The sequence below is a fragment of the Pseudomonas benzenivorans genome (assembly GCF_024397895.1).
In the GTDB taxonomy this organism is placed as follows: Bacteria; Pseudomonadota; Gammaproteobacteria; order Pseudomonadales; family Pseudomonadaceae; genus Aquipseudomonas; species Aquipseudomonas benzenivorans_A.
In genome coordinates this window covers 2,429,685-2,453,867 of the sequence record NZ_CP073346.1, presented here as the reverse complement: position 1 = coordinate 2,453,867, position 24,183 = coordinate 2,429,685, and the positions used below count along the sequence as shown (strand labels likewise).

General features: G+C 65.0%; 19 protein-coding genes and 1 pseudogene. All 20 read right to left on the bottom strand.

Translation table 11 applies throughout. The features are described 5' to 3' along the window. Positions 1-34: 34 nt before the first annotated feature. On the bottom strand, positions 35-1,039 hold the full coding sequence (locus KDW96_RS11490; RefSeq protein WP_255836386.1) for a serine/threonine-protein kinase: 1,005 nt from the start codon (positions 1,037-1,039) through the stop codon (positions 35-37). A gap of 10 nt (positions 1,040-1,049) precedes the next feature. Next, positions 1,050-1,784 (bottom strand): PP2C family protein-serine/threonine phosphatase, encoded by a 735-nt coding sequence (locus KDW96_RS11485; protein WP_255836385.1) that lies wholly within the window; start codon positions 1,782-1,784, stop codon positions 1,050-1,052. Beyond that, the gene (tssM, locus tag KDW96_RS11480; protein ID WP_255836384.1) at positions 1,784-5,305 is read right to left on the bottom strand and encodes a type VI secretion system membrane subunit TssM; all 3,522 of its coding nucleotides are present in this window, start codon (positions 5,303-5,305) and stop codon (positions 1,784-1,786) included. The genes KDW96_RS11485 and tssM overlap by 1 nt, the downstream gene beginning before the upstream one ends. Continuing rightward, positions 5,302-6,183, bottom strand: a complete 882-nt coding sequence (icmH, locus tag KDW96_RS11475) for a type IVB secretion system protein IcmH/DotU (protein ID WP_208707765.1) — start codon at positions 6,181-6,183, stop codon at positions 5,302-5,304. Before icmH ends, tssM begins: the two co-directional genes overlap by 4 nt. 1 nt (position 6,184) lies before the next feature. Next, on the bottom strand, positions 6,185-7,516 hold the full coding sequence (tssK, locus tag KDW96_RS11470) for a type VI secretion system baseplate subunit TssK (RefSeq protein ID WP_208707766.1): 1,332 nt from the start codon (positions 7,514-7,516) through the stop codon (positions 6,185-6,187). Positions 7,517-7,519: 3 nt separating this feature from the next. Further along, the gene (gene tssJ / locus KDW96_RS11465) at positions 7,520-7,999 is read right to left on the bottom strand and encodes a type VI secretion system lipoprotein TssJ (protein WP_255836383.1); all 480 of its coding nucleotides are present in this window, start codon (positions 7,997-7,999) and stop codon (positions 7,520-7,522) included. 5 nt (positions 8,000-8,004) lie between these two features. Then, complete coding sequence (gene tagH / locus KDW96_RS11460; protein WP_255836382.1) at positions 8,005-9,201, bottom strand: type VI secretion system-associated FHA domain protein TagH; 1,197 nt, start codon at positions 9,199-9,201, stop codon at positions 8,005-8,007. A gap of 19 nt (positions 9,202-9,220) precedes the next feature. Further along, positions 9,221-9,319 carry a type VI secretion protein gene (locus KDW96_RS11455; protein ID WP_370295452.1) on the bottom strand — a complete coding sequence of 33 codons (99 nt, stop codon included), beginning with the start codon at positions 9,317-9,319 and terminating at the stop codon, positions 9,221-9,223. Between the two features lie 98 nt (positions 9,320-9,417). Next, positions 9,418-10,002 (bottom strand): hypothetical protein, encoded by a 585-nt coding sequence (locus tag KDW96_RS11450; RefSeq protein WP_255836380.1) that lies wholly within the window; start codon positions 10,000-10,002, stop codon positions 9,418-9,420. A 73-nt stretch (positions 10,003-10,075) separates the two neighbouring features. After that, positions 10,076-11,038: a PoNe immunity protein domain-containing protein gene (locus KDW96_RS11445; protein WP_255836379.1), complete on the bottom strand. Its 963-nt coding sequence runs from the start codon at positions 11,036-11,038 to the stop codon at positions 10,076-10,078. Positions 11,039-11,118: 80 nt separating this feature from the next. Continuing rightward, on the bottom strand, positions 11,119-11,793 hold the full coding sequence (locus KDW96_RS11440; RefSeq protein WP_255836378.1) for a DUF2931 family protein: 675 nt from the start codon (positions 11,791-11,793) through the stop codon (positions 11,119-11,121). Next, entirely contained in the window at positions 11,790-12,572 is a 783-nt protein-coding gene (locus KDW96_RS22250; protein ID WP_370295451.1) for a hypothetical protein, read from the bottom strand. The genes KDW96_RS11440 and KDW96_RS22250 overlap by 4 nt, the downstream gene beginning before the upstream one ends. A gap of 738 nt (positions 12,573-13,310) precedes the next feature. Further along, positions 13,311-15,284: pseudogene (locus KDW96_RS11430) on the bottom strand (type VI secretion system Vgr family protein); the annotation flags it as partial. A gap of 17 nt (positions 15,285-15,301) precedes the next feature. Then, complete coding sequence (locus tag KDW96_RS11425; protein ID WP_255840515.1) at positions 15,302-16,813, bottom strand: sigma 54-interacting transcriptional regulator; 1,512 nt, start codon at positions 16,811-16,813, stop codon at positions 15,302-15,304. Positions 16,814-16,823: 10 nt separating this feature from the next. Beyond that, positions 16,824-19,427, bottom strand: a complete 2,604-nt coding sequence (tssH, locus tag KDW96_RS11420; RefSeq protein WP_255836377.1) for a type VI secretion system ATPase TssH — start codon at positions 19,425-19,427, stop codon at positions 16,824-16,826. A 13-nt stretch (positions 19,428-19,440) separates the two neighbouring features. Continuing rightward, positions 19,441-20,448, bottom strand: coding sequence for a type VI secretion system baseplate subunit TssG (gene tssG, locus KDW96_RS11415; protein WP_255836376.1), 1,008 nt, complete (start codon positions 20,446-20,448; stop codon positions 19,441-19,443). Then, on the bottom strand, positions 20,412-22,205 hold the full coding sequence (gene tssF, locus KDW96_RS11410) for a type VI secretion system baseplate subunit TssF (RefSeq protein ID WP_255836375.1): 1,794 nt from the start codon (positions 22,203-22,205) through the stop codon (positions 20,412-20,414). Before tssF ends, tssG begins: the two co-directional genes overlap by 37 nt. Before the next feature lie 14 nt (positions 22,206-22,219). Next, the gene (locus KDW96_RS11405; RefSeq protein ID WP_255836374.1) at positions 22,220-22,738 is read right to left on the bottom strand and encodes a hypothetical protein; all 519 of its coding nucleotides are present in this window, start codon (positions 22,736-22,738) and stop codon (positions 22,220-22,222) included. Between the two features lie 236 nt (positions 22,739-22,974). Further along, positions 22,975-23,583 carry a hypothetical protein gene (locus tag KDW96_RS11400; RefSeq protein ID WP_255836373.1) on the bottom strand — a complete coding sequence of 203 codons (609 nt, stop codon included), beginning with the start codon at positions 23,581-23,583 and terminating at the stop codon, positions 22,975-22,977. Then, entirely contained in the window at positions 23,583-24,182 is a 600-nt protein-coding gene (locus KDW96_RS11395) for a T6SS effector amidase Tae4 family protein (protein ID WP_255836372.1), read from the bottom strand. The genes KDW96_RS11400 and KDW96_RS11395 overlap by 1 nt, the downstream gene beginning before the upstream one ends. Position 24,183 lies beyond the last annotated feature (1 nt).

Genomic DNA, 24,183 nt, shown 5'->3' with positions numbered 1-24,183 from the left:
GATTTCCTTGTGCAGAACTCATCCATGGGGGCCGTCAGCGCGCCGGGCGCAGCCAGCGTTGCAGCCGCGTTGGCGGCGGCGTGCGAAATGCTTCGAGCAGCTCGGCGCAGCCGATGTTGCGTTGCGCCGGATCGAACGCCAGGGCCGTGCGCAGGGCGTGCCAGCAGTGGGGCGGCAGCTGGGGCGGCCGTGACAGGTCGCTGTCCAGTTGCATGGCCTTGGCCTGCTTGGCGCTGAGGCGGCGAAACGGGTGGCGACCGCTGCTCAGCTCGTACAGCACGCAGGCCAGGGCATAGACATCGGCGGCGGCGGACAGCGGCGCGCCGTCGAGCAGTTCCAGCGCGGCGTAGCGCGGCGTCCAGGCGGCGAAGCGGCTGCGGCACAGGCGCGGCAGACCGGGCAGCAGCCCCTCCAGCGGCTGGCCGAGACCATAGTCGAACAGGCGCAGGCCGTCGGCGGCGAGCATCACATTGCTGGGCTTGAGGTCGCCGTGCAGCACGCCCTGGTCGTGCGAGTAGCTCAGGGCCTCGAGCAGGGCGATGGCGATCTCGTGCAGTTCGGGCCAGCTCAGGCCCTCGGGACGCTCGCCCAGCAGCTGATCGAGGGTCGGACCCTTGAGCAGTTCCAGGGTGAGGAAGGCGCGCTGGCTCGGCAGGTCCACCTCGAAGCCGAACAGGCGCACCACATGGCGGTGGCTGAGCCGCGCGGTGAGGGCGAACTCGCTGTACAGCAGGGTATTGGCGTCCGGGTACTCGGCGAAGTCGTCGCTCAGGGTCTTGACCGCGACATAGGGCTCGGGGTCGCCGAACTGCTCGCGCAGCAGGTCGCGGGCACGGTACACCGCGCCCATGCCGCCGACGCCGAGCAGGCGTTCGATGCGGTAGCGGCCGCCGAGTACCTCCGGCAGCTCGCCTAATCGCACCGGCTCGTGGGCGGGCGCCGCCTGCGCCGGGGCTGCGGTGGCAGCCAGGGCGAAGTAGGTCAGGTCGCTGGCTTCGCCGCCGAGTGCCGGCGTGCCATCGAGCAAGGCTTCACTCATTCCTCGGTCCTCATTGGCGAATCACCACGGCGCTCAGGTTGTCCCGCGCCGGGCCGTCGAGGGCCTGTTGGAACAGCCGGTTCATCGTCAGTTGCGGCGAGGGCAGGTTGAGGGCGGCGCTCAGTTCGTCGACCGACAGGCCCTGGTACAGGCCGTCGCTGCACAGCAGGAAGGCATCGCCGGGCAGCACGTCCAGCTCGAGGATGTCCAGCTGCAACGTCTCGCTGGCGCCGATGGCGCGGGTCAGGGCATGGGCCGCCGGATGCCGCGCGGCTTCCTGGGGCGCCAGGCCCTGTTCGTCGATCAGCTGCTGGCGCAGCGAGTGGTCGCGGCTGAGCTGGTACAGGCGGCCGCCGCGCCACAGGTAGCAGCGGCTGTCGCCGGCCCAGATGCAGGCGGCGCGCTCGTCCTCGATCAGCAGGGCGACCACGGTGCTGCCGATCACCGTATCCGGGCGCTCGGCGGTCACCGTCAGCGCCTGGCTGAGGTGCCGGTTGAGTCCGTGCAGGCACTGGCGCAGCCGTCCCAGGCGCTGCTGCAGGTCGCCCGCGGCAGGCAGCTCGGCCAGCTGCTCGACGATCAGGCGGCTGGCCAGGGCGCCGTTCTGGTGCCCGCCCATGCCGTCGGCGACCGCCCACAGGCCCTGCTCCGGCAGGGCCAGGAAGGCGTCCTCGTTACGCGCGCGGACCTTGCCGGTGTCGGTGCGCGCGGCGCTGCGCCAGCCGCGCGTGGCGATTGCCGGCATCAGAGCGTCGCCGGCAGCTTGAAGCTGCGCAGCAGGCCGAGGTCGAAGGGGTTCGGCGAGCGCTGGCTGTGCAGCAGGTAGTTGGCGCGCAGGCCGCCCAGGTCGGCCTTGAGCATCAGCACGTCGCGGCCGCTGTGGTAGTCCACCTGCATCAGGTCGAGCAGGCGGAACAGCGACCAGGGGCCGGTGTTCTTCTCGATGCCCACGCGGCGCCCGCCGAGCTCCTCGACCACCAGGCTGGTGCGGCCTTCGTCGGCCTCGGCCGGCCAGCTGAAGGCGGTCTGCACGATGGGCCCGTGGCGGTACTCCAGCTGCTGGCTGCCGAAGCGGAAGTCGGCGCGGCTGAGGCTGGAGTCCAGCGAGTAGGGCTCGAGCTTGAACAGCACCTTGGGCGCGTTCGGGTCCTCGGCGAAGAAGCTGTGGCGGATGGTTTGCGCGTGGCTCATCTGCAGCAGGAATTCGCGCGACAGCGGCAGGCCGCGGCCATCGACCTGGCGCAGACGGTACTGGCCGGCGCTGCCGCTGACGAAGGGCTTGAGGTAGCCGTCGAAGAAGCGCTGGGCGATGCCCTGGCCCTTGAAGAACTCGCGGAAGTCGGCGATCGCCACCTCGCTCTCGCTGTGCGCGCTGAACGGGTAGCGCTGCTTCAGGGAGCCGTCGTAGGCGGCGTACAGCTCGCTCTGGTAGCGCTGGTTGAGGTAGTGGTAGGCGTCGCTGAGCACCAGCATCCAGCTGTCTTCGGCGAGCAGGGCCAGCCAGTTGCCGATCGGCTGTGGCAGGCGGGCGGCGCTGCCGCGCAGCTGGTTGATGGCGTCGCGGCGACCGTTCATGCGCGCCTTGGCCAGTTCGAAGGCGGCCTGCTCCGGCGCGCTGGAGTGGGCCAGGCCGGCCAGTTGCAGCTGCAGGGCGTCGAGCGCCTGCAGGGTGCCGGCCAGTTCGGCGCCGGCACCGCCGTTGTCGTCGAGCAGGCGGTGCAGCGGCTCGAAGCGCCGTTCCAGGGTCTTGCGTGCGGTGTCCGGCAGGTTCTTGACCGGGGCGGCCTGGGCCTGCTGCGCCGCGGCGCTGGCCAGCTTGCCCTTGGCGCCCTTGAGCGCATCGGCGGCGGCGCCGGCGTCATCGGCGGCCTCGGCCAGGCCCTTGAAGCGGGTGTTGTCGCGCACCTCCACCAGCAGTTGCAGCAGCGGCGAGTTGGCGGCGGTCAGGCCAGCCAGCTGCAGGGCGCCCTGGTTGGCGCTGGCGATCGGCTCCAGGCTCAGCTGGGCCAGGGCTTCGCCCCAGTAGTTGGCGTAATCGCGGAAATACAGCTGCTCCATCTCCACCAGCAGGCGGCCGAGGTCGTTGCTGCTCAGGCTGTCGCCTTCGCCGAGCACCCAGTTGTCGCGCAGCAGGTCGCGCACCAGGTCGCCGCCCTGGGTGACGAACAGCTTCTGGTAACCGGCCTGGGTGTAGAAACCGGGGATGGCATAGTCGCTGCCGACGAACAGCCCGGCCTGGGGCCCGAGTTTCTGGCTCAGGCGGTAGTCCGGCAGGCTGCGGGCCTGCTCGCGCAGCACGCGGTAGACCACCGCCGCCAGCGACTCGCTGCGCAGCACCTGGCGCGCCTGGGCCACCAGCGGTGCGTTCAGCGCGTAGGGCGCGAAGGGCTCGGCCAGCAGGCGCTCGAAGTGCTGGTTGAGGCCGCGCTGGGCGGCGCTGTTGCCGCTGTAGCGCAGCGACCAGTCGGCCGCCAGCCATTCCTGCAGGAAGGCCACGTCGCGACGCTCTTCCAGGTTGAGCATCAGGTAGGCGCGCAGGCTGTTGAGCAGACGCTCTCGATCGCCGAGGTTGGCGCGGATCTGCGCCTCCAGCTGGCGCGCGACCCGTGGCAGCAGCAGGTTCTCCAGTTCGCCGCGGTAGGCGCGCTGCAGGGTCGGTGCGAGCGCCTCGCCCTGGTACAGGCCGCCGCGCTGCAGGTAGGACAGCTGGTCGACCGGTGGGAACACGCGGGTGGCGGCATAGCTGCTGTCCAGCGCCTCGAGGGTGCGCAGGGCGTCGTCCTGGGCGGCCACCGCGTCATGCTGGCGGGTCAGCTGCTGGGCGATCTCGCGCAGCTGTTCCAGGCGCCCGTGGTTGCTCGAGAAGCCGCTGGCCCAGAGGGCGCCGAACAGCGCCAGGACGGCGAAGGCGCCGGCGTACATGGCGCGCTGGCCCCAGTCGATGCGCCGCACCTCCTTCTGGTCCAGGCCGGCCAACTCGGCCTCGGGGAAGATCACCCGGTCGAGCAGCTGGTGGATGAAGCGCGCGCGGCCGCTGCGGAAGGTCGGCAGGGCGCTGCTGGCCAGGCCGAGGTTGCGGCCGATGCCGCTGGTGCTCGGGTCGAGCTGGTCGCCGAGCTGCGGGGCGCTGGTCAGGTAGAAGCCGCGCAACTGGCTGGCGCGCTGGTAGCGGTTGCCGCTGAAGGCCAGCTCGATGAACAGGCACAGGCGCTCGCCGATCTGCCCGAGCTGGTGCGGGAAGTCGAGGATACGGCCGCGGCGCTGGGTGTCGCGCTCCTGGTGCATGCGCAGGATCACCTGGCTGTTGAGGCGGCGCAGCAGTTCCTCGAACTCCTGGCGCACCACGGCGACGTCGGTGGCGTCCTGCTCCTTGCGGAAGCTGGCGCCGAGCACCTGTTCGCTTTCCTCGCGCGACAGCTGGTCGAAGAACTCGTCGAAGCCCAGCACCTTGTCGGCCTTGCTCAGCACCAGGTAGACCGGCACGCTGGCGCCCAGGCGCTGGTGGATCTCGTGCAGGCGTTGGCGGGCCTGCCGGGCCAGGTTCTCCAGTTCGACTTCGCTGCCGCCCTGCAGCTGCTCGACCGGGATGTTCACCAGCACGCCATTCAGTGGCCGCGCGCGGCGTTTGCGCAGCAGGCCGAGCAGGCAGTCCCAGGCGCGCCCGTCGACCAGCGGGTCGGGCTGGCTCAGGTAACGGCCGCAGGTGTCGATCAGCACCGCGTGGTCGGCGAAGTACCAGTCGGCGTAGCGGGTGCCGGACACATCCTTGGTCAGCCGCTGGTTGTCGCCGCGGTTGAGCGGGAAGTCCAGGCCGGAGAAGTCCAGCAGGCTGGTCTTGCCGCTGCCCCGGGGGCCGAGCAGCAGGTACCAGGGCAGCTCGTTGCGCCATTTCTCGCTGCGCCCGCGGTACAGGCTGGAGCGCTTGAGGGTGCGCAGGGCGTCATTGAAGCGGTTGCGCAGCTCGAGCTGCTCCTCGTCGATCAGGCCTTCGCGGCGCAGGCGCTCCTGGGCGCCGGCGTCGTCCTCCTCGGCCTTCTTGCGCGCCGTGGCCTTCCAGCTGGCGAAGACCATGGCCAGGCCCCAGAGTAGGAACAGCAGGCTGATGCTCAGCAGGCGGCTGGTGGCGGGTTCCCAGAACTTGTAATCGTCGACCGCCAGCAGTGGGCCGGCGAACCACACCAGCAGGGCCAGAACCAATACCAGGCACAGGCTCCAGACCCAGGTCTTGCGGAAAAATGCGGCTAACTTGCCGAAAAAGCTCTTCATTTCAGATCATCCATGAGTGCACCCGCGGACGGGTCGAGTTGCTCGTACGGCTGCAGAACGGTCGCGCGCTGCTCGCCCAGGACCCAGGCGAAACCGCCATAGATCACCCCGAGGCTGACCAGGGTCAGCAGCGCCACCAGCCACCAGGGGACGATGCGCACCAGGCGCCGGCGGGTGTCCTTGAGGCCCTGCCAGTGCGGCGAGATCTCCCGCGGCACGTCGCCGCGCATCTGGCGGATCTGCCGGTACAGGCTGTCGCGCACCGCCTCCAGCTCGAGCATGCCGCGTGGCAGCACGCGGTACTTGCCTTCGAAGCCGAGCGACAGGCACAGGTACATCAGCTCGAGCATCGGCAGGTGCTTGACCGGGTTGCGCGACAGGCGCTCGAGCAGCTGGAAGAACTTCTCGCCACCGAAGGTCTCGTTGTGGAAGGAGGACAGCAGGCTCATCTGCGACCATTCGCTCTCGTTGCCCCATGGGGTGGTCACCACCGCCTCGTCGACCACGGTGCACAGCACGTAGCGCGCGGCCATCACCTGACTGCTCTCGGCGCCGTCGTGCAGGGCGCGGTGCTCGAACAGCTTGATCGCGCCGGACAGGCGCTGGTGCAGGCTGTGCAGGTCCTCGCTGTCGAAGCTGTGCTTGAGCCGCACCACCTCCGAGAGCAGCGCGGAGGCCGCGGCCACCAGCGGGTTGAGGCTGATGTTGAAGCTCTCCGCCGGGCGCAGGCGCGCGGCGTAGATCATCCGCTCCTCCAGTTGCTCGAATTTCGGCGCCGCGGCGAAGTCGGTCAGCGGGCTGTGCGCCGGGGCATCGCCCTGGCGGTTGAGGATGACGGTCTTGTCGTCCTGGCCGTATTCCATGTCCTTGGTCGTCATATCAGTTCCTGATCGCCCAGAATTTCAGCTCAAGCCCGGAGAACTCGCCGGACACGTGGAAGGCGAAGCCGCCGGAGCTTTCCAGCTGCGCCAGGTCCTCGGAGCCGAGCTCCAAGGCGAAGTAGGTCTTGCCGGAGTGGAAGGGAATCTGCCGTGGCGCCACCGGCAGCGGTTTGACCTTGATTCCCGGCAGGTGCAGGTTGACCAGCTGGCGGATGCGCTCCACCGGGCCGATCTTCAGGTGCGCCGGTAGGCGCTGGCGCAGCTCCTCCGAATCGCATTGGGCGCTGGCGGCGAGGACGAAGGCGGAGGTGCCGAGCAGCTTGTGGTCGTGCAGCGGCGACACCTGGATGCCGTACTGGCGCTGCTGCAGCAGCAGCTCGATGGCATGCTGCTCCAGCACCATCGACAGCACCTGGCGGATCGCGTCCATCAGCTTGCGGAAGCTCAAGCCCTGGTCGCTGTGCTGGTAGCGGCTGTCCAGGCGCGGGCGCTTGGTCTCGCTGGAGAAGGTCGCCAGTTCGCCGAGCAGGCCCAGCAGCTCGCGGTAGATCTGTTCCGGGTGCACCTGCTCGATGCCCAGGTAGTGGCGCAGCACCGGTTCGAAGCGGTTGATCAGCTGCAGCATCATGAAGTCGCCGACCTCGGCGCCGCCGACCTTGCCGGTGGCGCGGATGCGCTCGGCGAGGATGTCGCCGCGGTGGCCGAGCATGCTGATCACCTCCTTGAGGCAGGACAGCAGGTAGCCGGAGGCCTGGAAATTGACGTAGGTGGGGATGAACTCCGGGTCGAGGCTGATCACCCCGTCCGGGGTGGTGTCCAGCACCTCGCACAGCTGCAGCTTGACGTAGGCCTGGTCGCTCTGCTGCTCGCCGAGCAGCAGGCGGAAGTCCGGACGGCCGCAGCTGACCTGGCTGGAGGCGCTGTCGCCGGCGTTGGAGTCGGCCACTTCCTCGTCGAAGGCGGTGTAGCGCGCCAGCACGTCCTGCTGCTCGGGGCGGCGGCTCTCGATATGGTTGCCGGTGACCAGCGGCAGGGCCAGGTACACCGGGGTATTGCCGGTATTCGGCGGCACGTCCAGGGCCAGCGGTTCGCGCTCGGCGCCGATGTCGAACAGGCTGCCGTCGGGCAATACGCCGCTGGCCTTGCTCACCACCAGCTTGCCCATGTTGAGGAACTGGCGGTCGATCTCCAGCTCGAAGAAGCCCCAGGCGTAGCTGGCCAGCTTCTGGGTGCGGGTCTTGAGCTGGTGCTCGTAGTAACGGTCGCTCTGCTGGAAGTGCTGCGGGCGCAGCAGCATGCCTTCCTGCCAGACCACCTTGTGCATGGTCATGGCTCAGTCCTCGTCCTGGTTGTCGTCGAGCGCCTGGATGCCCTGGGCATCCAGGGTCAGGGCGATCTGGTTGCGCGCCTGCGCCTGCAGCGGGATGACGTAGCGCCAGCTGGTTTCCGGCAGGTCACGGTAGGCGGCGAGCACGCCGACATAGCGGCTGCCCTCCTGCACGGAGAGCTTCAGCCGGCGGGTCTCGCCGGGGCGCAGCTCCAGCTCCTCCTGGGTCACCAGATCCGGCGCCAGGGCCTTTTTCGGCCGCTGGTAGAGGGAGAAGAAGTCGGCGTTCGCGAAGGCCACCGGGTGCTTGAGTTCGATCAGGCGCAGGACGATGGGCGAGGGCCGGCCATTGAGGTCCGGGTTGAGCTGGTCGCTGCCGCTGAGTTCGAGGTCGAGCTTGGTCATCGTCGAGTAGGGCGACAGCGCCGAGCAGCCGGCCAGGGCCAGCAGGCTGGCGAGCAGGGCGAAAAGGGATAGGCGGAGCATGGGGATCATCCTTGAGCGTCGGTGTTGAGGGTGGCGATCAGGCGCACCTGTTCTTCGTAGGCCTGGGCGAAATCGCGGGCGAACAGGCGTTCGCTCCAGTCGTCGTTCTGTTGCAGGGCACCGTGCAGGCGGCGATAGGCGCGCCAGCGGCTGCCGGCGGTGGCGATCAGCGGCTTGCGCCCCTCGCGCTCGAAGCGCAGCGCCAGTTGCTCCGGCGACAGCTGCTCGAACAGGCCCTTGACCGCCGCGCGGCTGGCGGCCAGCAGCGCCACCTGGTGCGCCTGCAGGTCGCGGAAGCCGCGGTTGATCGCCTGTTCGGCCGGCAGCTGGCCGGCCTTGCCGCCGCGCAGCAGGGCGCTTAGCGCCTCGCCGGCATCGCCGCTGTGCTTGAGCGGGTTGTTGCCCGCGCTCTGCACCGTGGTCAGGGCCAGGCGCATCTCGCTCTTCAGCTCGCTGCGGGTGCGCAGGCTCTGCTGCAGGCTGCCGACGCTCTGCTTGAGCAGCTTGGCGGCGTTCAGCGCCAGGGCCTCGCGGGCGTCGTCGTCGAGGTCGTCGAGGCGCACCCCCAGGGCCTCGCCGAACTTCTCCCAGAAGCTCGGCGGCAGGCGCTGCGGCTCGGGGGCGGGCCTGGGCTGCGGCGCGGGGGTAGGCATCACCAGTTCCGGCACCCGCAGGTTTTCCTCGTCGATCTGCGCGTAGTCGCGCTGCTGCGCCGGCACCGAACGCGGGCGGATGATCGCGGTGAGGTCGTCGACCTCGGCGTACACCCGCTCCTGCTGCTCCAGGGCGGTGAGCGGGTCGAGGTCGAGGAAGGCATCGTCGGGGATGATGCTGCCGGCCGGCTGCGGCCGACCGATATCGCCCTCGAACAGCGCCGGGTCGCGGATCAGCCGCGCGCGGATCTCGAAATCGCCGAGGCAGTACACGCTGCCATGCTCGACGCGCTGCGGCTCGCCCTTGCGCAGGCAGGCGCCGCTGTCCTTGAGCTGCACGCCGTTGCTGCTGGTGTCGGTCAGGTAGAAGGCGCCGTCGCGGTAGCTCACCTCGGCATGGCGGCCGGAGAGCACGCGCTTGCGATCGGGGATCACCCAGTCGCACTCCTCCGCCCGGCCGATGACGCCGCCGGCCTGTTTGAAGGTTTTGGTGGTCAATAGACCTGGCACGAACTGCTGTGCACTGACCACATCGAAGACCAGTTCCATGGTGTTTTGCTCCTGGCGGTCAGTTGCCGCGGGTTTCGGCTTGCGGGTCGCCCAGGGGGCGGTAGGCGTCGTCGCTGTACTTGTAGTTGCCGCTGCAGCCGGTGAGGTGCAGAGACAGGGCGACTAGGCAAAAAAGGTATTTGATATATCTCAAGGGTCCCTCCGTTATATCTTGATATTTAAAAAAACTGTATTGAACTGTTGTTCGAGGTGCTGTCAGTAGTTCATCAGGTAGTGGAAATACATGCCTTCCCTTTCTATGACGTTGCATAGACCTGGTACCGAGCCTCTGCCGGTTGGCGACATACCGGCCGCCATGCTGCCAACAAGCATGTAAGCGGGGTCGCAGACGAGAAGTTTTGTGGAAAATGTATGGTGCAAAACTTTTTCAAGCTTATCGTTGTTGAAATACAGGACGTATTTTTCTTTTCCAGTCGGTAAGGCCAGCGGAATGGTTACCAATGCATGCAGGGCAATGCCGCTCCACAGCAGTGTTTGCTCGCGGTATGTCCAGACGGTATAGCGCCCATTGGAGGCTGTTTCATCAGGTATGCCCCATGCCCGTCGTACCTCTTCCGTGTTATATCGCTTATCTGACCCGGCGCCATTGTAAGTATGGCGAACTGTGCGGTTATTTTTTTCTGGATCGTGTTCTAGGGAAATAGTGCGTGGAGCGATTGCGCTGTCGTCATATGCAGGGCGCTCCATCGGTGCAATTGCACCGATGCCCACGCATCCGGTCATAATTAGGTAGGCGCATGCTAATAATGTTGCTCTTATGACAGCTGTTAGTGCTTCCATTTTTCAATGTTATCGCTGTAGATTGAATTTCAGATTTATTTGTCCCGCCCCAGTCATGGGTTCTATGCAGCGACTAAGTGTTGTCCTCGCCTGACCAGTACCAGAGCGTTGCACCCCAGCGGGAACCCTCGAAGGCCGGCATGATTTCGCCCTGCTTGAAGGCGCGTCGCGAATTGGCTTGAGCCGGGGTGAACCAACAGCCTGCGCGGGGGCAGGGCTGTCCGGACTCGACGCGGCCGATCTGCGCAGAGTTGGAAGGCGGGTTGAACTTGCGGGCGTAAGCGACCAGGTCCTTGGGGTAGACCATGTGATCGACAGCGCTGTCGTCTATGTCGTAGAGAAAGGCGATGGCAGCGGCTTCGAAGGCCCAGTAGCCGTAATAGCTGCCACGGTCACCGTCGATATTCAGGTGGGTATCGTGCCAATTGGTCTGCTTGTCTTCGAAAGCGCTGTACCACTGATCGCAATAAAGCTTTAGTAACGTTGATGCCTCTTCTTTGCTGGGGGCATAAATGGTTCGGATCAGTGGCGTATAAATATCGTGATACCACTCGTCCAAGTCCTTGCGATTGGGTAGTACCTTGCGCAGCAGGTCTTCATACAGCGTGTCTTCACCGGCATAACCGGCGTTGTCGAGCAAGGCGACAAAGCGTTCCAGCAAGTCGATCCGGTGCAGCAGAATGCACAGGCTTATCACCTGCACGCACTCTTCATACTCTCCTGGCCAATCGTCGATCGCGAGGGGAGAGATATTGGCTACTTGCTCATAGTCGGCGAGGGTTTTCTGGTAGTGCTCAAAGTTCAGAATGACTTTTTCGAGCGGCTGGATAAGTGACTCTATTGGCTCTCCCGCGGTATAGCGGATGATCAGGGCGCTGAGCGCGTCCTGTTTGTATTCATAGGCTTTAAGTGATGCCTCCTGACCTGGAGCGTCTTCATCCAGGTCCTTGTCACGCCAGAACTCCTCTGACGAGTCATAAAGAGATGCGAGGCTCTTATAGTAAGCTTCGGTTATGAATGGTTGTCTTCTGTTCATATCAGGCCTCGTTGGAGAAGGCGCAGGTAGATAAGAGTAGGCATAGGAAGCGAAATAATCCTTTGCATAGATACAACTCCTCACCAGCTTCCATAAGGAATGCCGAACTCTTTGATATAAGCTTTGGATGCCTCGGAAAGGGGGCGATGCTTGCCTCCAGATGTTCCGTCATAAGGACCATTTTTATTAATTACCCCTTCGAAACGGCCAATTTCTATGGGGTCCAAGCAGGGGCCTTGCAGCCAGACTTTGGCAATGCCGCCGGGCGCTAAACCAATGGTGATGTGGTCGGAATAGCCGAAACTGGGCAGGTTCTTGCCCCAGTCACTTTTCCATGGGCATACCGGTTGTTTTTTGGTCACCATGGCTTCCCTGGCCCATTCCGGTACGTTGATCCGCACGTTATAGGTTTGCGGTTCAACCAATGATTGCCAGCGCACATAGAGGGTTTTGGGCAGGTCGACTCCGGTGATGGCTTTGCTTTTGCCTGAGCCAACCTGTGTGATGGATGGCCAATTGGGGTTGCCTTTGTTATTGACCGGGCTACGCATGGCTACGGTGCCGCCATGTACTCTTTCGAACACCAGACCGCGGCGATCTATCACATCCACGCTTTCCACCCAGACTTCCATATAGTTAGGGGCCAGCAAACCAATACTCCACGCGTCGTAGGGCAGCTTCGGTTGGCTTTGGCCGCTGGCGCAACCGCTTAGGCACAGAGCGGCCAGCCATAACAGCATTGAAGGGAGTTTCATTCGGGGTATCCTTTTTGCGGTTTATTGGCGTACACCGCGCGGCGGTTTTCCGCGGGCTTGTTGATCAACAGCCCTTGGGTGGGCACCCAGTGTGCGGACAGGTGGATATAGCGGGCATGCAGATGACGGTCTTCGGCTTGGCTTACTTGCACACTGCCGCTAAGTGCCTGAGCCATAATGGCGTCGGCAATAGGTTGCAAGTCTTGGGGAATGCTTACTCGGTTATCGCTCTCGTCTATCCGATCAAAGGGCACTTGGTGCTGTACGGCCAGCTCGCGCATCAGCCGCAGGTAGACCCGTGATAGCTCACCCCGCACTGTGCGGGTGATGGCCGCGGCGACCATGGCTCTCTGGGTTTGTTGGCTTTCGCCAGCGCGGCCGGGCAAGGCAAAGAACCATTTAGCGGGTTTAATTTCGCCCTCGCCGGGCAGGCCGCGCTGCTCCAGCCGGCCAATAGCCTCTAGAGTTTCCCGCCAGGCCTGGCTGCGCTCCAGCGGCTGGGCTGGGGTTACCAGGGTAGAGCGTGGGCGGCTGACCAACAGGTTTTCCTGTGCGCGTGGTGGGTAACCCCCGCCTATATCGGAGTGCACGCCCGGGACGCTGATTTCCTGATGCTGCGGTGCCACGCTGTTGAGTGCAAAGTTGAGGCGTTTTTCATCGCGGGCCGCCAGTTGTACAACCTTGCGTGCACAGCCGGCGGGCAGGTACAGGTTAACCCCTGGGTTGTAGTCGTTGGCTGGGCTAAAGTCGCCTCGCATCGGGTTGACAATGGCGGCCACCGTATCGAATAGGCCGATAAAGTTGATGCTGGTGCGTTCTTCCCAGTTGAAACCTGCCGTAATGCCAGGCGTCTGTGGGTTGAGTATTGTGGCTAGTAGGCCGCCGCTAGGCTTAAGCAACTCATTGGCAAAGTGACGTGCCGCTGCGGCACCCCGACTGAATCCGAAAATATCGAACTCAATATTTTTGATTTCTACGGTGGGGTTAGTGCGAACAAATTTAAGTAATACAGCCTGGACTTTGTCCGGGCTTTGTTCCACCCGTGCGAGCACTCCGACGTCGCCCGTCCCGGTACCTTGGAGGATCGTCGAATCGGACGCGCCGCTGGTCGTACCTATACCTTCAAGATAAACAGCCAAATAGGCTGAGCCCTCATCCGGGGACAGCACCTGATCTGAGTCGTCTTGGTACAAGTCATACAGACGGGCTACATTACTCGCCGCATTTCCGTAGCTGTTATCCGGCGTGCGGCTAAAGTTGCCATCGCTCAGGTCGCGGTAGCCATGTGCGTGACATGCTTTGATGACTTCCCCCAGTTGCTGTTTGTCGAGCAGGGCCAGGTCATCGCGGCGGCATTGTTCGGTCTGTTCCGAGTTGGCCAGATTATTGCCGGTACCATCAAAAAACACGCCTATACGCAGGGTGATACCTACAGGCGTTTCTTCTTCCAGTTCATCTTTTTCCTCTTCCTTATCCAGCACTTCGACCAGTTTTAGTGGCTTAGGCGGTGCCACCAATGTATTGGCTGCCGGGCCTTTAAGCAGGTTGCCCGCCAAGGCCATTGCGGCAGCCGCAGGAGTAATGGCTGACAGAATGCCTATGCCAGTCCCCTTCCCCGGCGCACCACCCGAGTTCATCTTGATAGTCGCGCCGCTCAGGGTGACGCCGCCGGGGTCGAGCTTGAGGAAGCTGCCGCAGCCTGCGGCGGTGAGTTCCATGCCGGCGTCGATTACCACTTTGCTGCCGGCGTAGTAGTGGATCTCGTTGCCGGCCTCGACGTACTGGCCACTGCCGACCTTCACATGTTGCGTTTGGCCGACGGTGAGGTGGTCGTCGCTGCGGGTTTCGATCTTGCGGTCGAGGTGGGTGGTGCGGTGTTCCTCGGCCTTGAACTCGCTGTGGCTGTTGGCCTCGACGGTGTCGTGGCGCTGGTGGCCGACGCGGATCTTCTGGTCGTGCTCGATGTTTTCGTCCCAGTCCTTCTGGGCGTGCAGGTAGATCTGTTCCTGGCCCTTGCGGTCCTCGATGCGCAGTTCGTTGTAGCCGCCACCGCCGGGGGAGCTGAGGGTCTTGAACAGGCTGCGGGTCTTGTTCGCCGGCAGGTCGTAGGGCACCAGGTGTTCGGCGTGGTACAGGCAGCCGGTGACCAAAGGCTGGTCGGGGTCGCCTTCGAGGAAGGTCACCAGCACTTCCATGCCGATACGCGGGATGGCGATGGCGCCGTAGCGGTCGCCGGCCCAGCTGCTGGACACGCGCAGCCAGCAGCTGGTCTTGTCGTCGGCCTGGCCATGGCGGTCCCAAAAGAATTGCACCTTGACCCGGCCGTACTGATCGCAGTGGATCTCCTCGCCGGCCGGGCCGGTGACCACGGCGGTCTGGCTGCCCAGCACCTGGGGTTTGGGGTGACGCAGGGCCGGGCGGAAGGCCACGTCCCAGGGGGTGGCGCTGAAGCGGTTGCGGTAGCCCCGCTGGAAACCGTCGGCCGCATCGACCTCGCTGGTCACCGACTCTTCCAGCACTTGCGGTTGCTTGCCCTCGTGGAAGATTTCGTTGAGCAGCCACAGCTGGTTCCAGTCCTGGCGCGGATGGTCGCTGAGGTCGAGAAAATGGCCGCTGACCAGCAGCGGCTGATCGCCTTCGCCCCGGGCCAGCTCGTAGTCGTGGCGGTGACGCTCCAGCGCTCGCTGGCTCAGGTGCTTGCCGCGCTCGCGCTCGACGAAACGACCGGGGTAGTCGTAGTCCTCCAGGTCCGGGCTGAACTCGCTGGTGAAGGCGGCCTCCATCAGCAGGCGCGGCTTCTCGAAGTCGTAGTCGCGGCGGCCGACCCGGCTGCTGCGGGTTTCCAGGCGCAGGCCGAAACGCTTGATCACCGGCTCGTCGGCCACCAGGCCGCTGTCCTGCTGGTAGGCGGTAGGCGCCAGCCGAGGGAACACCGTCTGGTCGTCGCCGAACACCAGCACATGGCCGTCGGCGCTGTGCTGGAAGTGGTAGTGGATGCCCTCTTCCTCGCACAGGCGCTGGATGAAGTGCAGGTCGCTCTCGTCGTACTGCACGCAGTACTCGCGCTCGGGATAGGCCGAGCCGAGCTGGAAGCGGTAGGCATTGGCCTGGATGCCGTGCTCCTCGAGCACCTGGCCGATGATCTTCGCGACCGGCAGGTGCTGGAAGATGCGTTGGTTGAGGCGGTGCGCCAGGTACGCCAGTTGCGGGCGCAGGCTGAGGTGGTAGCGGGTCAGACGCTGGCCGGAGTCGCCCTGGGCGACGCGGTAGACCAGCCCGTGAATGCCGCCGCCGCCCGGCGCGAAGGCGAGGAAGGCCGGCTGGTGCAGCAGGCTTTCCAGGTCGAGATCGGGGCGCTCGCTGACCAGCTCCAGCTCGAACTCGAAGGGCTGGTTGAGCGCCTCGCGGCCGCTGAACGCGAGCACCTGCAGGTCGTGCTCGGCACCGCCGAGGTTGAGGCTGAAGTGGGTCTGGTTGGCTGCATTGAACATGCTCTTCTCCTTGAGCCTTATACGTCCGCCGGGCTGATGCTCAGCCGGTCCATGCGGTACAGCAGGGTGCGCCGTGGCAGGCCCAGTTCGCGGGCGGCCTGGCTCTGGTTGCCGCGGTTCTTGCGCAGGCAGTCGAGCAGCAGGTTGCGCTCGACCCGCTCCAGGCGTTCGCGCAGGTTCATGCAGGCGTCGTCGGCCTGGCTGTCGTGCTGCAGGTTGAAGTGCTCGGGCAGCAGTTCGCCGCCTTCGCACAGCAGCACGGCGCGCTCGACCAGGCCCTTGAGCTCGCGCACGTTGCCGGGAAAGGCGTAGCTGGCCAGTTGCGCCAGGGCGGCGTCGGACCAGCGGCACGGGTCGCGCTGGAGGAAGGCGCTGGCCTTGTCGGCGAAATGCCGGGCCAGGCGCAGGATGTCTTCGTCGCGCTCGCGCAGCGGCGGCAGCTCGATGGGGAAGTGCGACAGCCGATAGAACAGGTCCTCGCGGAAGCGCCCCTGCTCGACCTGGCTGCGCAGGTCGCGGTGGGTGGCGGCGACGATGCGCACGTCGACCTTGTGCGTGGAGGTCGAGCCCAGCGGGCGTACCTCACCCTCCTGCAGCACGCGCAGCAGCTTGGCCTGCAGGCTCAGGGGCATGTCGCCGATCTCGTCGAGGAACAGGGTGCCGCCATCGGCCGCATCGAACAGGCCCTTGCGGTCCCGTTCGGCACCGGTGAAGGCGCCCTTGCGGTAGCCGAACAGCTCGCTTTCCAGCAGGTTCTCCGGCAGCGAGGCGCAGTTCTGCACGATAAAGGCCTTGCTGCGGCGCAGGCCGCAGTCGTGGATGGCGCGGGCCACCAGTTCCTTGCCGGTGCCGGTCTCGCCGGTCAGCAGCACGCTGACCGGGTTGTGCAGCACCTTGCCGAGCAGGCGGTAGACGTCGCGCATGCGCGGGCTGTCGCCGATCAGGCCGTAGCCGCTGGCACAGGGGCCGGGCTGGGCGACCGGCGGCTTGTCACCGCTGGGCGCGCGCAGGCGTTGCAGCAGGTGCAGCTGGGCGATGACGAAGGCGCCGAGCTGGCCCAGGGCGCCGGCGAACCCGAGCAGCTCGCGGGGGGCGTGGTCGGCGCACAGCAGCAGGCCGCTGACGCGCTTGCGCTCGTCCAGCAGCGGCAGGCACAGCAGGCTGCGCCAGGGCCGTGCGGCTTCCGGCAGAAAGCCGCTCTGGTGCAGGCTGGCGTCCAGCTCGGCGAGGCTGAGCACCTGGTTCTGGCACAGGCAGAACTGCAGCAGCTGTTCGCCGTCGTAGTCGCTCGGCAGGCTGTCGGCCTGGCGTGGCTGCAGCAGGCCGTCCAGCCATTCGGCACACAGGGTCAGGCGCGTGTGGGTGCTGTCGAGCAGGTACAGCTGGCTCAGTTGGCAGTCGGCCAGCTGTGCGGCCGCTTCGACCAGGCCACCGAGCAGGCTGTCGACATCGGCCGTGCGCACCAGCCCGGCGTAGCGCTGCAGCAGGGCCTCGGCGAAGTGCAGTGGCCGCGGGACCTGATGAAACAGCGGCGGCAGTTCAGGCGAATTCACAGACCAGCGCTCCTTCGCCATCGAGGGTGGCATGTACCCGCTGCAGCGCCTCGCCGCCGGCCATGGCGGCGAGCAGGCGGTCGACCACCAGGGGCTGCAGGTGCTGGTCGAGCAGGTGGTCGATCAGACGCGCGCCGCTGTCGCCCTGGCTGCAGCGCTCGGCCAGGTGCGTCACCAGGGCCGGGCAGTGGCTGAACTGCAGCTGGCGGCGCGCCAGGCGCTCGCCGAAGCGGGCCAGCTTGAGGGTGACCAGCTCGTTCAGCACCTCGCCGCCGACCGGGTAGTAGGGCACCACGCGCATGCGCGCCAGCAGCGCCGGCTTGAAGTGCTGGCTCAGGGTCGGGCGGATGGCCAGCTCCAGGTCCTCGCTGGCCGGGCGCTGGCCGGCCTGGCAAAGGGCATCGATGCGCTCGCTGGCGAGGTTGCTGGTCATCAGGATCAGGCAGTTGCGGAAGTTGATCTCGCGCCCTTCGCCGTCGTTGGCCACACCCTTGTCGAAGATCTGGTAGAAGACGTTCATCACGTCCGTGTCGGCCTTTTCCACCTCGTCGAGGAGGATTACCGAGTACGGCTTCTGGCGCACCGCCTCGGTGAGCATGCCGCCCTCGCCGTAGCCGACGTAGCCGGGGGGGGCGCCGATCAGCCGCGATACCGTGTGCTTCTCCTGGAACTCGGACATGTTGATGGTGGTGAGGAAGCGCTCGCCGCCGTACAGCAGGTCGGCCAGGGCCAGGGCGGTTTCGGTCTTGCCGACGCCGCTGGGGCCGACCAGCAGGAACACCCCGACCGGCGCGTCGGGCTTGTTCAGGCCGGCGGCAGTGGCGCGCATGGCGCGGTCCAGGGCTGCGATCGCCTGGGGTTGGCCGCGCACCCGTTGGGCCAGGTCGCTGGCGAAGCTGAGCACCTTGCTGTTGTGCTCGCGAGCCAGTTGGCTCAGCGGCACGCCGGTCCAATGGCTGATCACTTCGGCCACCAGGCGCGGGCAGACTTCATGGCTGACCAGGCGCTCGGCGGCCTGGGCGGCGGCCAGCTGCGCCTGGGTCTCGCGCAGCTCGGCTTCCAGTTGCTGCAGATCGGCTGCCGGTTCGGCGTCGGCTTGCTCGTCGCCGGAGCCCTGGCGTGCAGTTGCACACAGCTGGCGCAGTTCCAGCAGGCGCTCGGCCAGTTCGCGCTGCGTGGCCCAGCGGGTTTCCAGCTGCTCCAGTTCGGCGCGCGCTTCGCCCAGGCGCGTCTGCAACTGGGCCAGGGCGTCTGCGTCGATCGCCAGGCCGGCGTCGCGGTCGCGGCGCAGGGCCTGGTTCTGGCGCTGGCCTTCGGCGATCTCGCCGCGCAGGCGCTCCAGGGCCTCCGGCGCGGCGGCCAGGCTGATGCGCACGCGGGCGCAGGCGGTGTCGAGCACGTCCACTGCCTTGTCCGGCAGCTGGCGACCGGCCAGGTAGCGGGCGGACAGTTCGGCGGCGGCGGCCACCGCGTCGTCGCGCAGGTAGATGCCGTGGCTCTTCTCGTAGACCGGAGCCAGGCCGCGGAGAATGGTCAGCGCCTCGGCGACTGTCGGCTCGTGCAGTTGCACCGGCTGGAAGCGCCGGGCCAGGGCCGGGTCCTTCTCGAAGTACTTCTTGTACTCGCTCCAGGTGGTGGCGGCGATGGTGCGCAGCTCGCCGCGCGCCAGGGCCGGCTTGAGCAGGTTGGCGGCGTCGCCGCTGCCGGCCTGGCCACCGGCGCCGATCAGGCTGTGGGCTTCGTCGATGAACAGGATGATCGGCTTGGGCGAAGCCTTGACCTCGTCGATCACCCCTTGCAGGCGGCGCTCGAACTCGCCCTTGACGCTGGCGCCGGCCTGCAGCAGGCCGAGGTCCAGGCACAGCAGTTCGACGCCCCTGAGCGCCTCCGGCACCTCGCCGCTGGCGATGCGCAGGGCCAGGCCCTCGACGATGGCGGTCTTGCCGACGCCGGCTTCGCCGACCACGATCGGGTTGTTCTTGCGGCGGCGGGCGAGGATGTCGACCATCTGGCGGATCGCCGCGTCGCGGCACAGCACCGGGTCGAGCTTGCCGTCGCGGGCCTGCTGGGTGAAGTTGTGGGTGAAGCGCTTTAGATTCGACTCGCCGCCTGCTGCCGCCTTGCCCGTGGCCGCCTCGGGTTGCTGGGCCAGGGCGAAGTCGCGCAGGCGCTCGGCGTTCAGCTTGGCCAGCAGCGGCTGATAGTGGCTGCCGGCATAGCGCATCGGGTTGCGCAGCAGGGCGAGGATCAGCGCGGCCTGCGCCACCTGGCTCTGGCCGAGCTCGAGGTTGGCGACCAGCAGGGCATCCTGCAGCCATTGCACCAGTTCGGTGGAGAACACCGGGTTGTGCGACTCGCTGTGCTCGCCGCGTGGTTGCAGGGCCCGGGCCAGTTCGCCGGGGTCCACCTCGGCGTCCTGCAAGGCCCGTCCGAGCAGGCCATCGGGGCGCTCGAGCAGGCCGAGCAGCAGGTCCTCGACCAGGATCTTGCTGCCGCCGCGGATCACGCAGCGCTCGGCGGCGGCCTCCAGGTCGCGGCGGGTCTCGGCGTCCAGGGCCTGTACCAGTTGTTGCAAGTCGACGTTGATCATTGTCTCTCTGTCCTTAGTGAGCTTTGCTGCCGAGGGTGACCAGGCCGTCGGCCCGGTCGCGGCCGAGCCAGCTGGTCCAGCCGAGGCGGCAGGGGTTGTCGGCGCCGATGCACAGTTCGCGGATCTCGTCCTGGCGCAGCTCCAGGCGGATGTCGTAGTCCAGCGGGTCGCGCAGGGTGAAGCGCACCAGTGCGCACAGGGGCTGGTAGCCGCTGCCGATCGGCAGGAATTCGTGGAAGCGCTGCCAGCCGAGCTGGCGGATATGGATGCGGAACTTGCCGCCGCGGTCGCGCACGAACTCGCCCAGCACCAGGCTCTCGCCCAGTTGGCTGTTGGCCAGGCCGAGGCGGTTGCGTTGTTCGCCGAGGATCTCCACCTGGCGTTCCAGGCATTGCTCGATATGCAGCTCGGCGTGCTTGAAGTAGTAGCGCAGCACCGACTCGATCAGCGCCGCCGAATGGGCGCGCAGGCTGAGCAGGCCGAGGTAGGGCAGCAGGCGTTTCCAGTTCAGCTCGGTGGCGGCGCGGATCTGCGCGCCACCCAGGCCGATCAGGGCGAACAGCTGTTCGGAAAACGGGTCCAGGGCGCCGCTGTGAAAGCGCGCGTGGTAGCGGTACTTCTGCCAGATCGGCAGCAGCAGGCGCTGCAAGCGATTGTTGAACAGGTCGAGGAAGTCGCGCGTCGGATTGCCGTCTTCGCTGTCGCCCAGGGCCTGTTCGCCATAGAAGGCCGGCAGCGGTGAGCCGGCACCGAACAGGCTGACCAGGTTGATGCGCAGGCGCGCGCGCAGCTCGCCGTGCTCCTCGAAGAACTGCACGCGATCGATATCGCTGCCGGGAAAGCCCAGGCTGGGGTTGGCCTGGAATTCCAGGCGCTGCTGCAGAGCCTCCTCATCCAGATGGGGATGGGCGGCCCGCAGGCGCTCCAGCACCAGCTGTACACCCTGGAACAGGCTGTACTCGCGGATGCCCCGGCTCAAGCGGCTCAGAGCAGGGGCTGTTGCCCCATGCGCGGCGTCCATTGGTACACCTCTCCCTGTGTGCTCTGCACGCGCAGCTCGTGGTACGAGTTGAGGCTGGCGTACAGGGCAAAAAATTCATTGAGCACCGAGGCGAAGAGGAACAGGTCACCCTCGCCCACGTAGCCTTCGGGGTTCATCGTCAGCTCAGTGCGCACCCCGCGCACCGGCAGCCCGCGGTGCAGGCGGTCGACGTGCTGGTGGCGGATGCCTTGCAGACCGCCGAGCAGGCGTTTGCTGACCTTTTCGGCGTGCTGGTCGTAGTAGCGCGGCAGGTCGTAGGTCTCGAGGATCACCTTGAGCGCCTCGACGTTGGCCAACGACAGGTAGTTCAGCGACATGTTGCTGATCAGCTTCCAGAGGAAGTCGCGGTGCAGTGGCGGCGCGTAGCTGGGCGTCACCGCGCTGATATTGCGGAAGGTCAGGAACTCCGGGGTGTCCTCGCTGGGCATGCAGATATCGCCGAGGCCGAGCTGGCGCGGCAGGTTCTGGTTGGTGCAGGACAGCTCGATCGACAGCGTCTCGTGCTGGTCGAGGTTGCGCAGGCCGAAGCTCAGGTAGGTTTCCAGGCCGTCGCCGAGCAGCGAGGGTTGCTGGCGCACGCTGTAGTGCGGGCGCGCCAGGGGCACGTCGAAGCTCGGGTCGTGCTCGAAGGACTCGAACGGCACGTATTCCTCGTAGCCCTGGCCGCCGGGTTTCCAGCCGGTGACCCGGTCCACCGAGAACACCCCGCAGTGCTGCGAATCGAACTCGGCCGGCAGCAGCAGGTACTGGTCCTGCTTGCCGTCCAGGCGGATCGGGATGGCGTCGTGGGCGAACAGGTTGACCACCGGCGTGCAGTACAGGCGCACGTTGTCCAGGGTCGGGCGGATGCGCTGCACCCCGGCCTTGCGAATATCGAAGCGCAGCTCCATGCCGCGGGCCCGTTCGAGCAGCTCCGGCGGCAGGCGCTTGAGGCCGTCCAGGCCCTTGAGGTCGACGAACAGGAACTTGTCCTGGAAGGCGAAGTATTCCTGCAGGTAGCGGTAGCCGCGGAAGGTGTTCAGCGGGTAGGGGATCAGCGCCTGATCTTCGTCGAAACCCACCGGCTGCAACTGTTCGGCGCCCAGGCGCAGGTTGGCCACCGCCTGGCCGCCTGTGTCCTTGACCAGGGCCTGGCCGTCGGCGCCGAGCAGCACCAGCTGGATGCCGCTCAGATGGCGCAGCAGGCCGAGGTAGAGCAGCTGGCTGATATAGCGTTCGCCGGCCAGGTGCAGGCGCAGCTGCTTGAGGTTCAGCTCGCCCAGGTGGCCGTCGGCACTCATGGTCAGGCGCAGGCTGAGCAGGGCGCCGTCGCCCTTGACCGAATAATCCAGTCCGTTGAGCGCCAGCGGCAGCACCTCGGTAGCGAAGGCGGTGCGGAAGCGACAGGTCACGCCCTGGATCGGCCTGGACTCCACCGGCGTATGGCGCGGCACCGGCAGGGCCGGACCGGGGCGCTTGAGCGGGTCGAACTGCAACATGCTGAAGGCCGGCAGCGGACGCATGTAGTTCGGCCACAGCAGGTGCATCAGCGAATGGGTCAGCTCCGGCAACTCGTCGTCGAGCTTCTGCCGCAGGCGCCCAGTGAGAAAGGCGAAACCCTCCAGCAGCCGCTCGACATCCGGGTCGCGCCCGCTCTGCCCGAGAAACGGCGCCAACGCCGGGCTGCGCTCGGCAAAGCGCTTGCCCAGTTGGCGCAGGGCGCTGAGTTCGCTCTGGTAGTAGTGGTTAAAAGACATCTATCTATCCCTGATCAGTCGGAGCCATTGGCTTGTCCAGCCAAACACTCGATCCATTCATCGCTGGCCTTGTGCGCACTCAGATAATCCGCTCGAGTTTCGGCAGAGGCGTGCTCCCAAAAGGGATTCCAAATCCAGTCCCACCAGTATTCGAGGCTGCCCTGCTTGTTCATGATCGCCTCGATGGGTTGCATGTCGGGAAATGCAAACCAGGGCGATGGCGGCGCCTTGAAGGAAGCATCCAGCCTCTCGAGAAACGTCTTCGAGTTGGTGACCAACTCGATGATCAGGCCGTTGAACTCGCGGCGTGCAGACAGTTTCAGCGCCCCTTCGTCGACGCTCACAGCATGGGCCGTCTGCCCGAGCTCAATGGTTGTCTGGCCAAATTGCTCTGCGATCAGCTCATGAAGCTGGTCGAGCTCCTCTTCGGTAATCATCAGGACGCAGTAGTGATTTGCAGCGTCTTGCTCACCGATGAATACCTTGCGCGGGTAGGTCGCGAACGACGTTGTCACTTGAGGGGACATGGTCATCAGGCAGGCACTTGGTTAAGAAAATAAGTGCCTGCAACATGCAGAGCTGGAACAGTCAAAAGGCCTAGAAGCGCCATGGATCGGTATAGCCATGTATTCCGCGCTCGCTCAAAGAGCCCGAGGATGGCAGTAGCAAAACAGTAGATGGCCAATATCCCAAACAGATCGCTGTCCGCTACAGTGGCCAGGTAACCGGAAATGCTAGTGTTTGGCATTTTATTGACCTCTACCCTTACTTAATCAAAATCGATTGAAGTGCCATCTTGGTTCTCCAGCCGAAGCTGCTTATTACTTTTGAGGTCGATGGAATTTCCGCCGTAATAACCAAGAAAATCACTATTGGTCAGAGCTTGCTCTTGCCCGTTTACCCAGCCTTTAGCCCAGAGACTTCCGTTCTCGTAGCGAATCTCGAGAAAGTAACGGGGCGGATCGGCCTCCGTGATTTCAAAAAATGCTCCCCCATCTACACCGCCGCTCCATTGAGCGTTGGGGTGATCACGTAGCGGTGCTGGTGAAATAACAACAGGCTCAAAGCGCATGAAAATTGCCGCCGACAATATAGTGACAAGAGCCAGTGCAGCTAAGATGAAGGCGAGCCAACGGAGCTTTATCGACAACCATGTCAGCCCCCCCCCCAGAAGAAGGCTAGTAGGGGCAATTACAGTTAAAAGAAAGCGGTTGTACATAAACGCACGAGTTTCGCCCTGATACATCTGTCCAGACTGCAACAAGTCGGCGTAAAGGGCATACAGCGGCTTGGCAAAAAATAGCAAATTCAAAACAAAGATGCTGGCGCTTAATGCCAGACCGATGACCGCATAAAAAAGAATGCGAAGCGCCGCCATTATGCTATTTCCCAAAATAAAACTTCGCTAGCACGGCGCAGATCAGACATGTCCAGATAATTTTCCGCTATTCCCGGAAAGGTTTGACGGATAAATGTTAGCGCACCGCCAATGCTGGCCAGCTTACTTTCGCGCCACAGATCAATGTGATCGCCAGTTCTACCGCTCTCACCTGAGCGTTGCCAGTAGTCTTTGAAAAAGATAATACCGGTCTTACCCTTTACCGCTGTCTCATAGCTTGAGCCAGTGAGGCGTTGGGGAACTGGACAACTCGCGAAAGGCCTGGTGCTTAGGTAGGACGCCAACTCCTGAGCGCGAATGGCATGGATGCCTTTACCTGAGCTGTCTTTGCTCGGACATGACCAGCACTTTGTACCCTTGAATGACTTAAGTAATACTCCGCAGCTATATAGGCTTTGGCTTACATTGATTGCGCAATGATCATCAAACACGTCTCTCCCGGTCTTGCTGTCGAGATGCTTGATCGAACCACTGGGATAACTGCCCCATAAGTCTTCGAATTTTATTGCGGCATGACTAACAACCTGCGTAGACCCCGGTTGACTGTTGGTTTTTATAACGCTGGCGCGATTAGGCATA

Excerpts from the sequence above, each read along its gene's own strand:
- tagH (WP_255836382.1), bottom strand. The coding sequence starts at position 9,201 with ATGGAACTGGTCTTCGATGTGGTCAGTGCACAGCAGTTCGTGCCAGGT.
- tssH (WP_255836377.1), bottom strand. The coding sequence starts at position 19,427 with ATGATCAACGTCGACTTGCAACAACTGGTACAGGCCCTGGACGCCGAG.
- KDW96_RS11450 (WP_255836380.1), bottom strand. The coding sequence starts at position 10,002 with ATGGAAGCACTAACAGCTGTCATAAGAGCAACATTATTAGCATGCGCC.
- KDW96_RS11485 (WP_255836385.1), bottom strand. The coding sequence starts at position 1,784 with ATGCCGGCAATCGCCACGCGCGGCTGGCGCAGCGCCGCGCGCACCGAC.
- KDW96_RS11445 (WP_255836379.1), bottom strand. The coding sequence starts at position 11,038 with ATGAACAGAAGACAACCATTCATAACCGAAGCTTACTATAAGAGCCTC.
- KDW96_RS11395 (WP_255836372.1), bottom strand. The coding sequence starts at position 24,182 with ATGCCTAATCGCGCCAGCGTTATAAAAACCAACAGTCAACCGGGGTCT.
- KDW96_RS11400 (WP_255836373.1), bottom strand. The coding sequence starts at position 23,583 with ATGGCGGCGCTTCGCATTCTTTTTTATGCGGTCATCGGTCTGGCATTA.
- tssG (WP_255836376.1), bottom strand. The coding sequence starts at position 20,448 with ATGGACGCCGCGCATGGGGCAACAGCCCCTGCTCTGAGCCGCTTGAGC.
- KDW96_RS11490 (WP_255836386.1), bottom strand. The coding sequence starts at position 1,039 with ATGAGTGAAGCCTTGCTCGATGGCACGCCGGCACTCGGCGGCGAAGCC.
- icmH (WP_208707765.1), bottom strand. The coding sequence starts at position 6,183 with ATGACGACCAAGGACATGGAATACGGCCAGGACGACAAGACCGTCATC.
- KDW96_RS11440 (WP_255836378.1), bottom strand. The coding sequence starts at position 11,793 with ATGAAACTCCCTTCAATGCTGTTATGGCTGGCCGCTCTGTGCCTAAGC.
- tssM (WP_255836384.1), bottom strand. The coding sequence starts at position 5,305 with ATGAAGAGCTTTTTCGGCAAGTTAGCCGCATTTTTCCGCAAGACCTGG.
- tssK (WP_208707766.1), bottom strand. The coding sequence starts at position 7,516 with ATGACCATGCACAAGGTGGTCTGGCAGGAAGGCATGCTGCTGCGCCCG.
- tssJ (WP_255836383.1), bottom strand. The coding sequence starts at position 7,999 with ATGCTCCGCCTATCCCTTTTCGCCCTGCTCGCCAGCCTGCTGGCCCTG.
- tssF (WP_255836375.1), bottom strand. The coding sequence starts at position 22,205 with ATGTCTTTTAACCACTACTACCAGAGCGAACTCAGCGCCCTGCGCCAA.
- KDW96_RS11405 (WP_255836374.1), bottom strand. The coding sequence starts at position 22,738 with ATGACCATGTCCCCTCAAGTGACAACGTCGTTCGCGACCTACCCGCGC.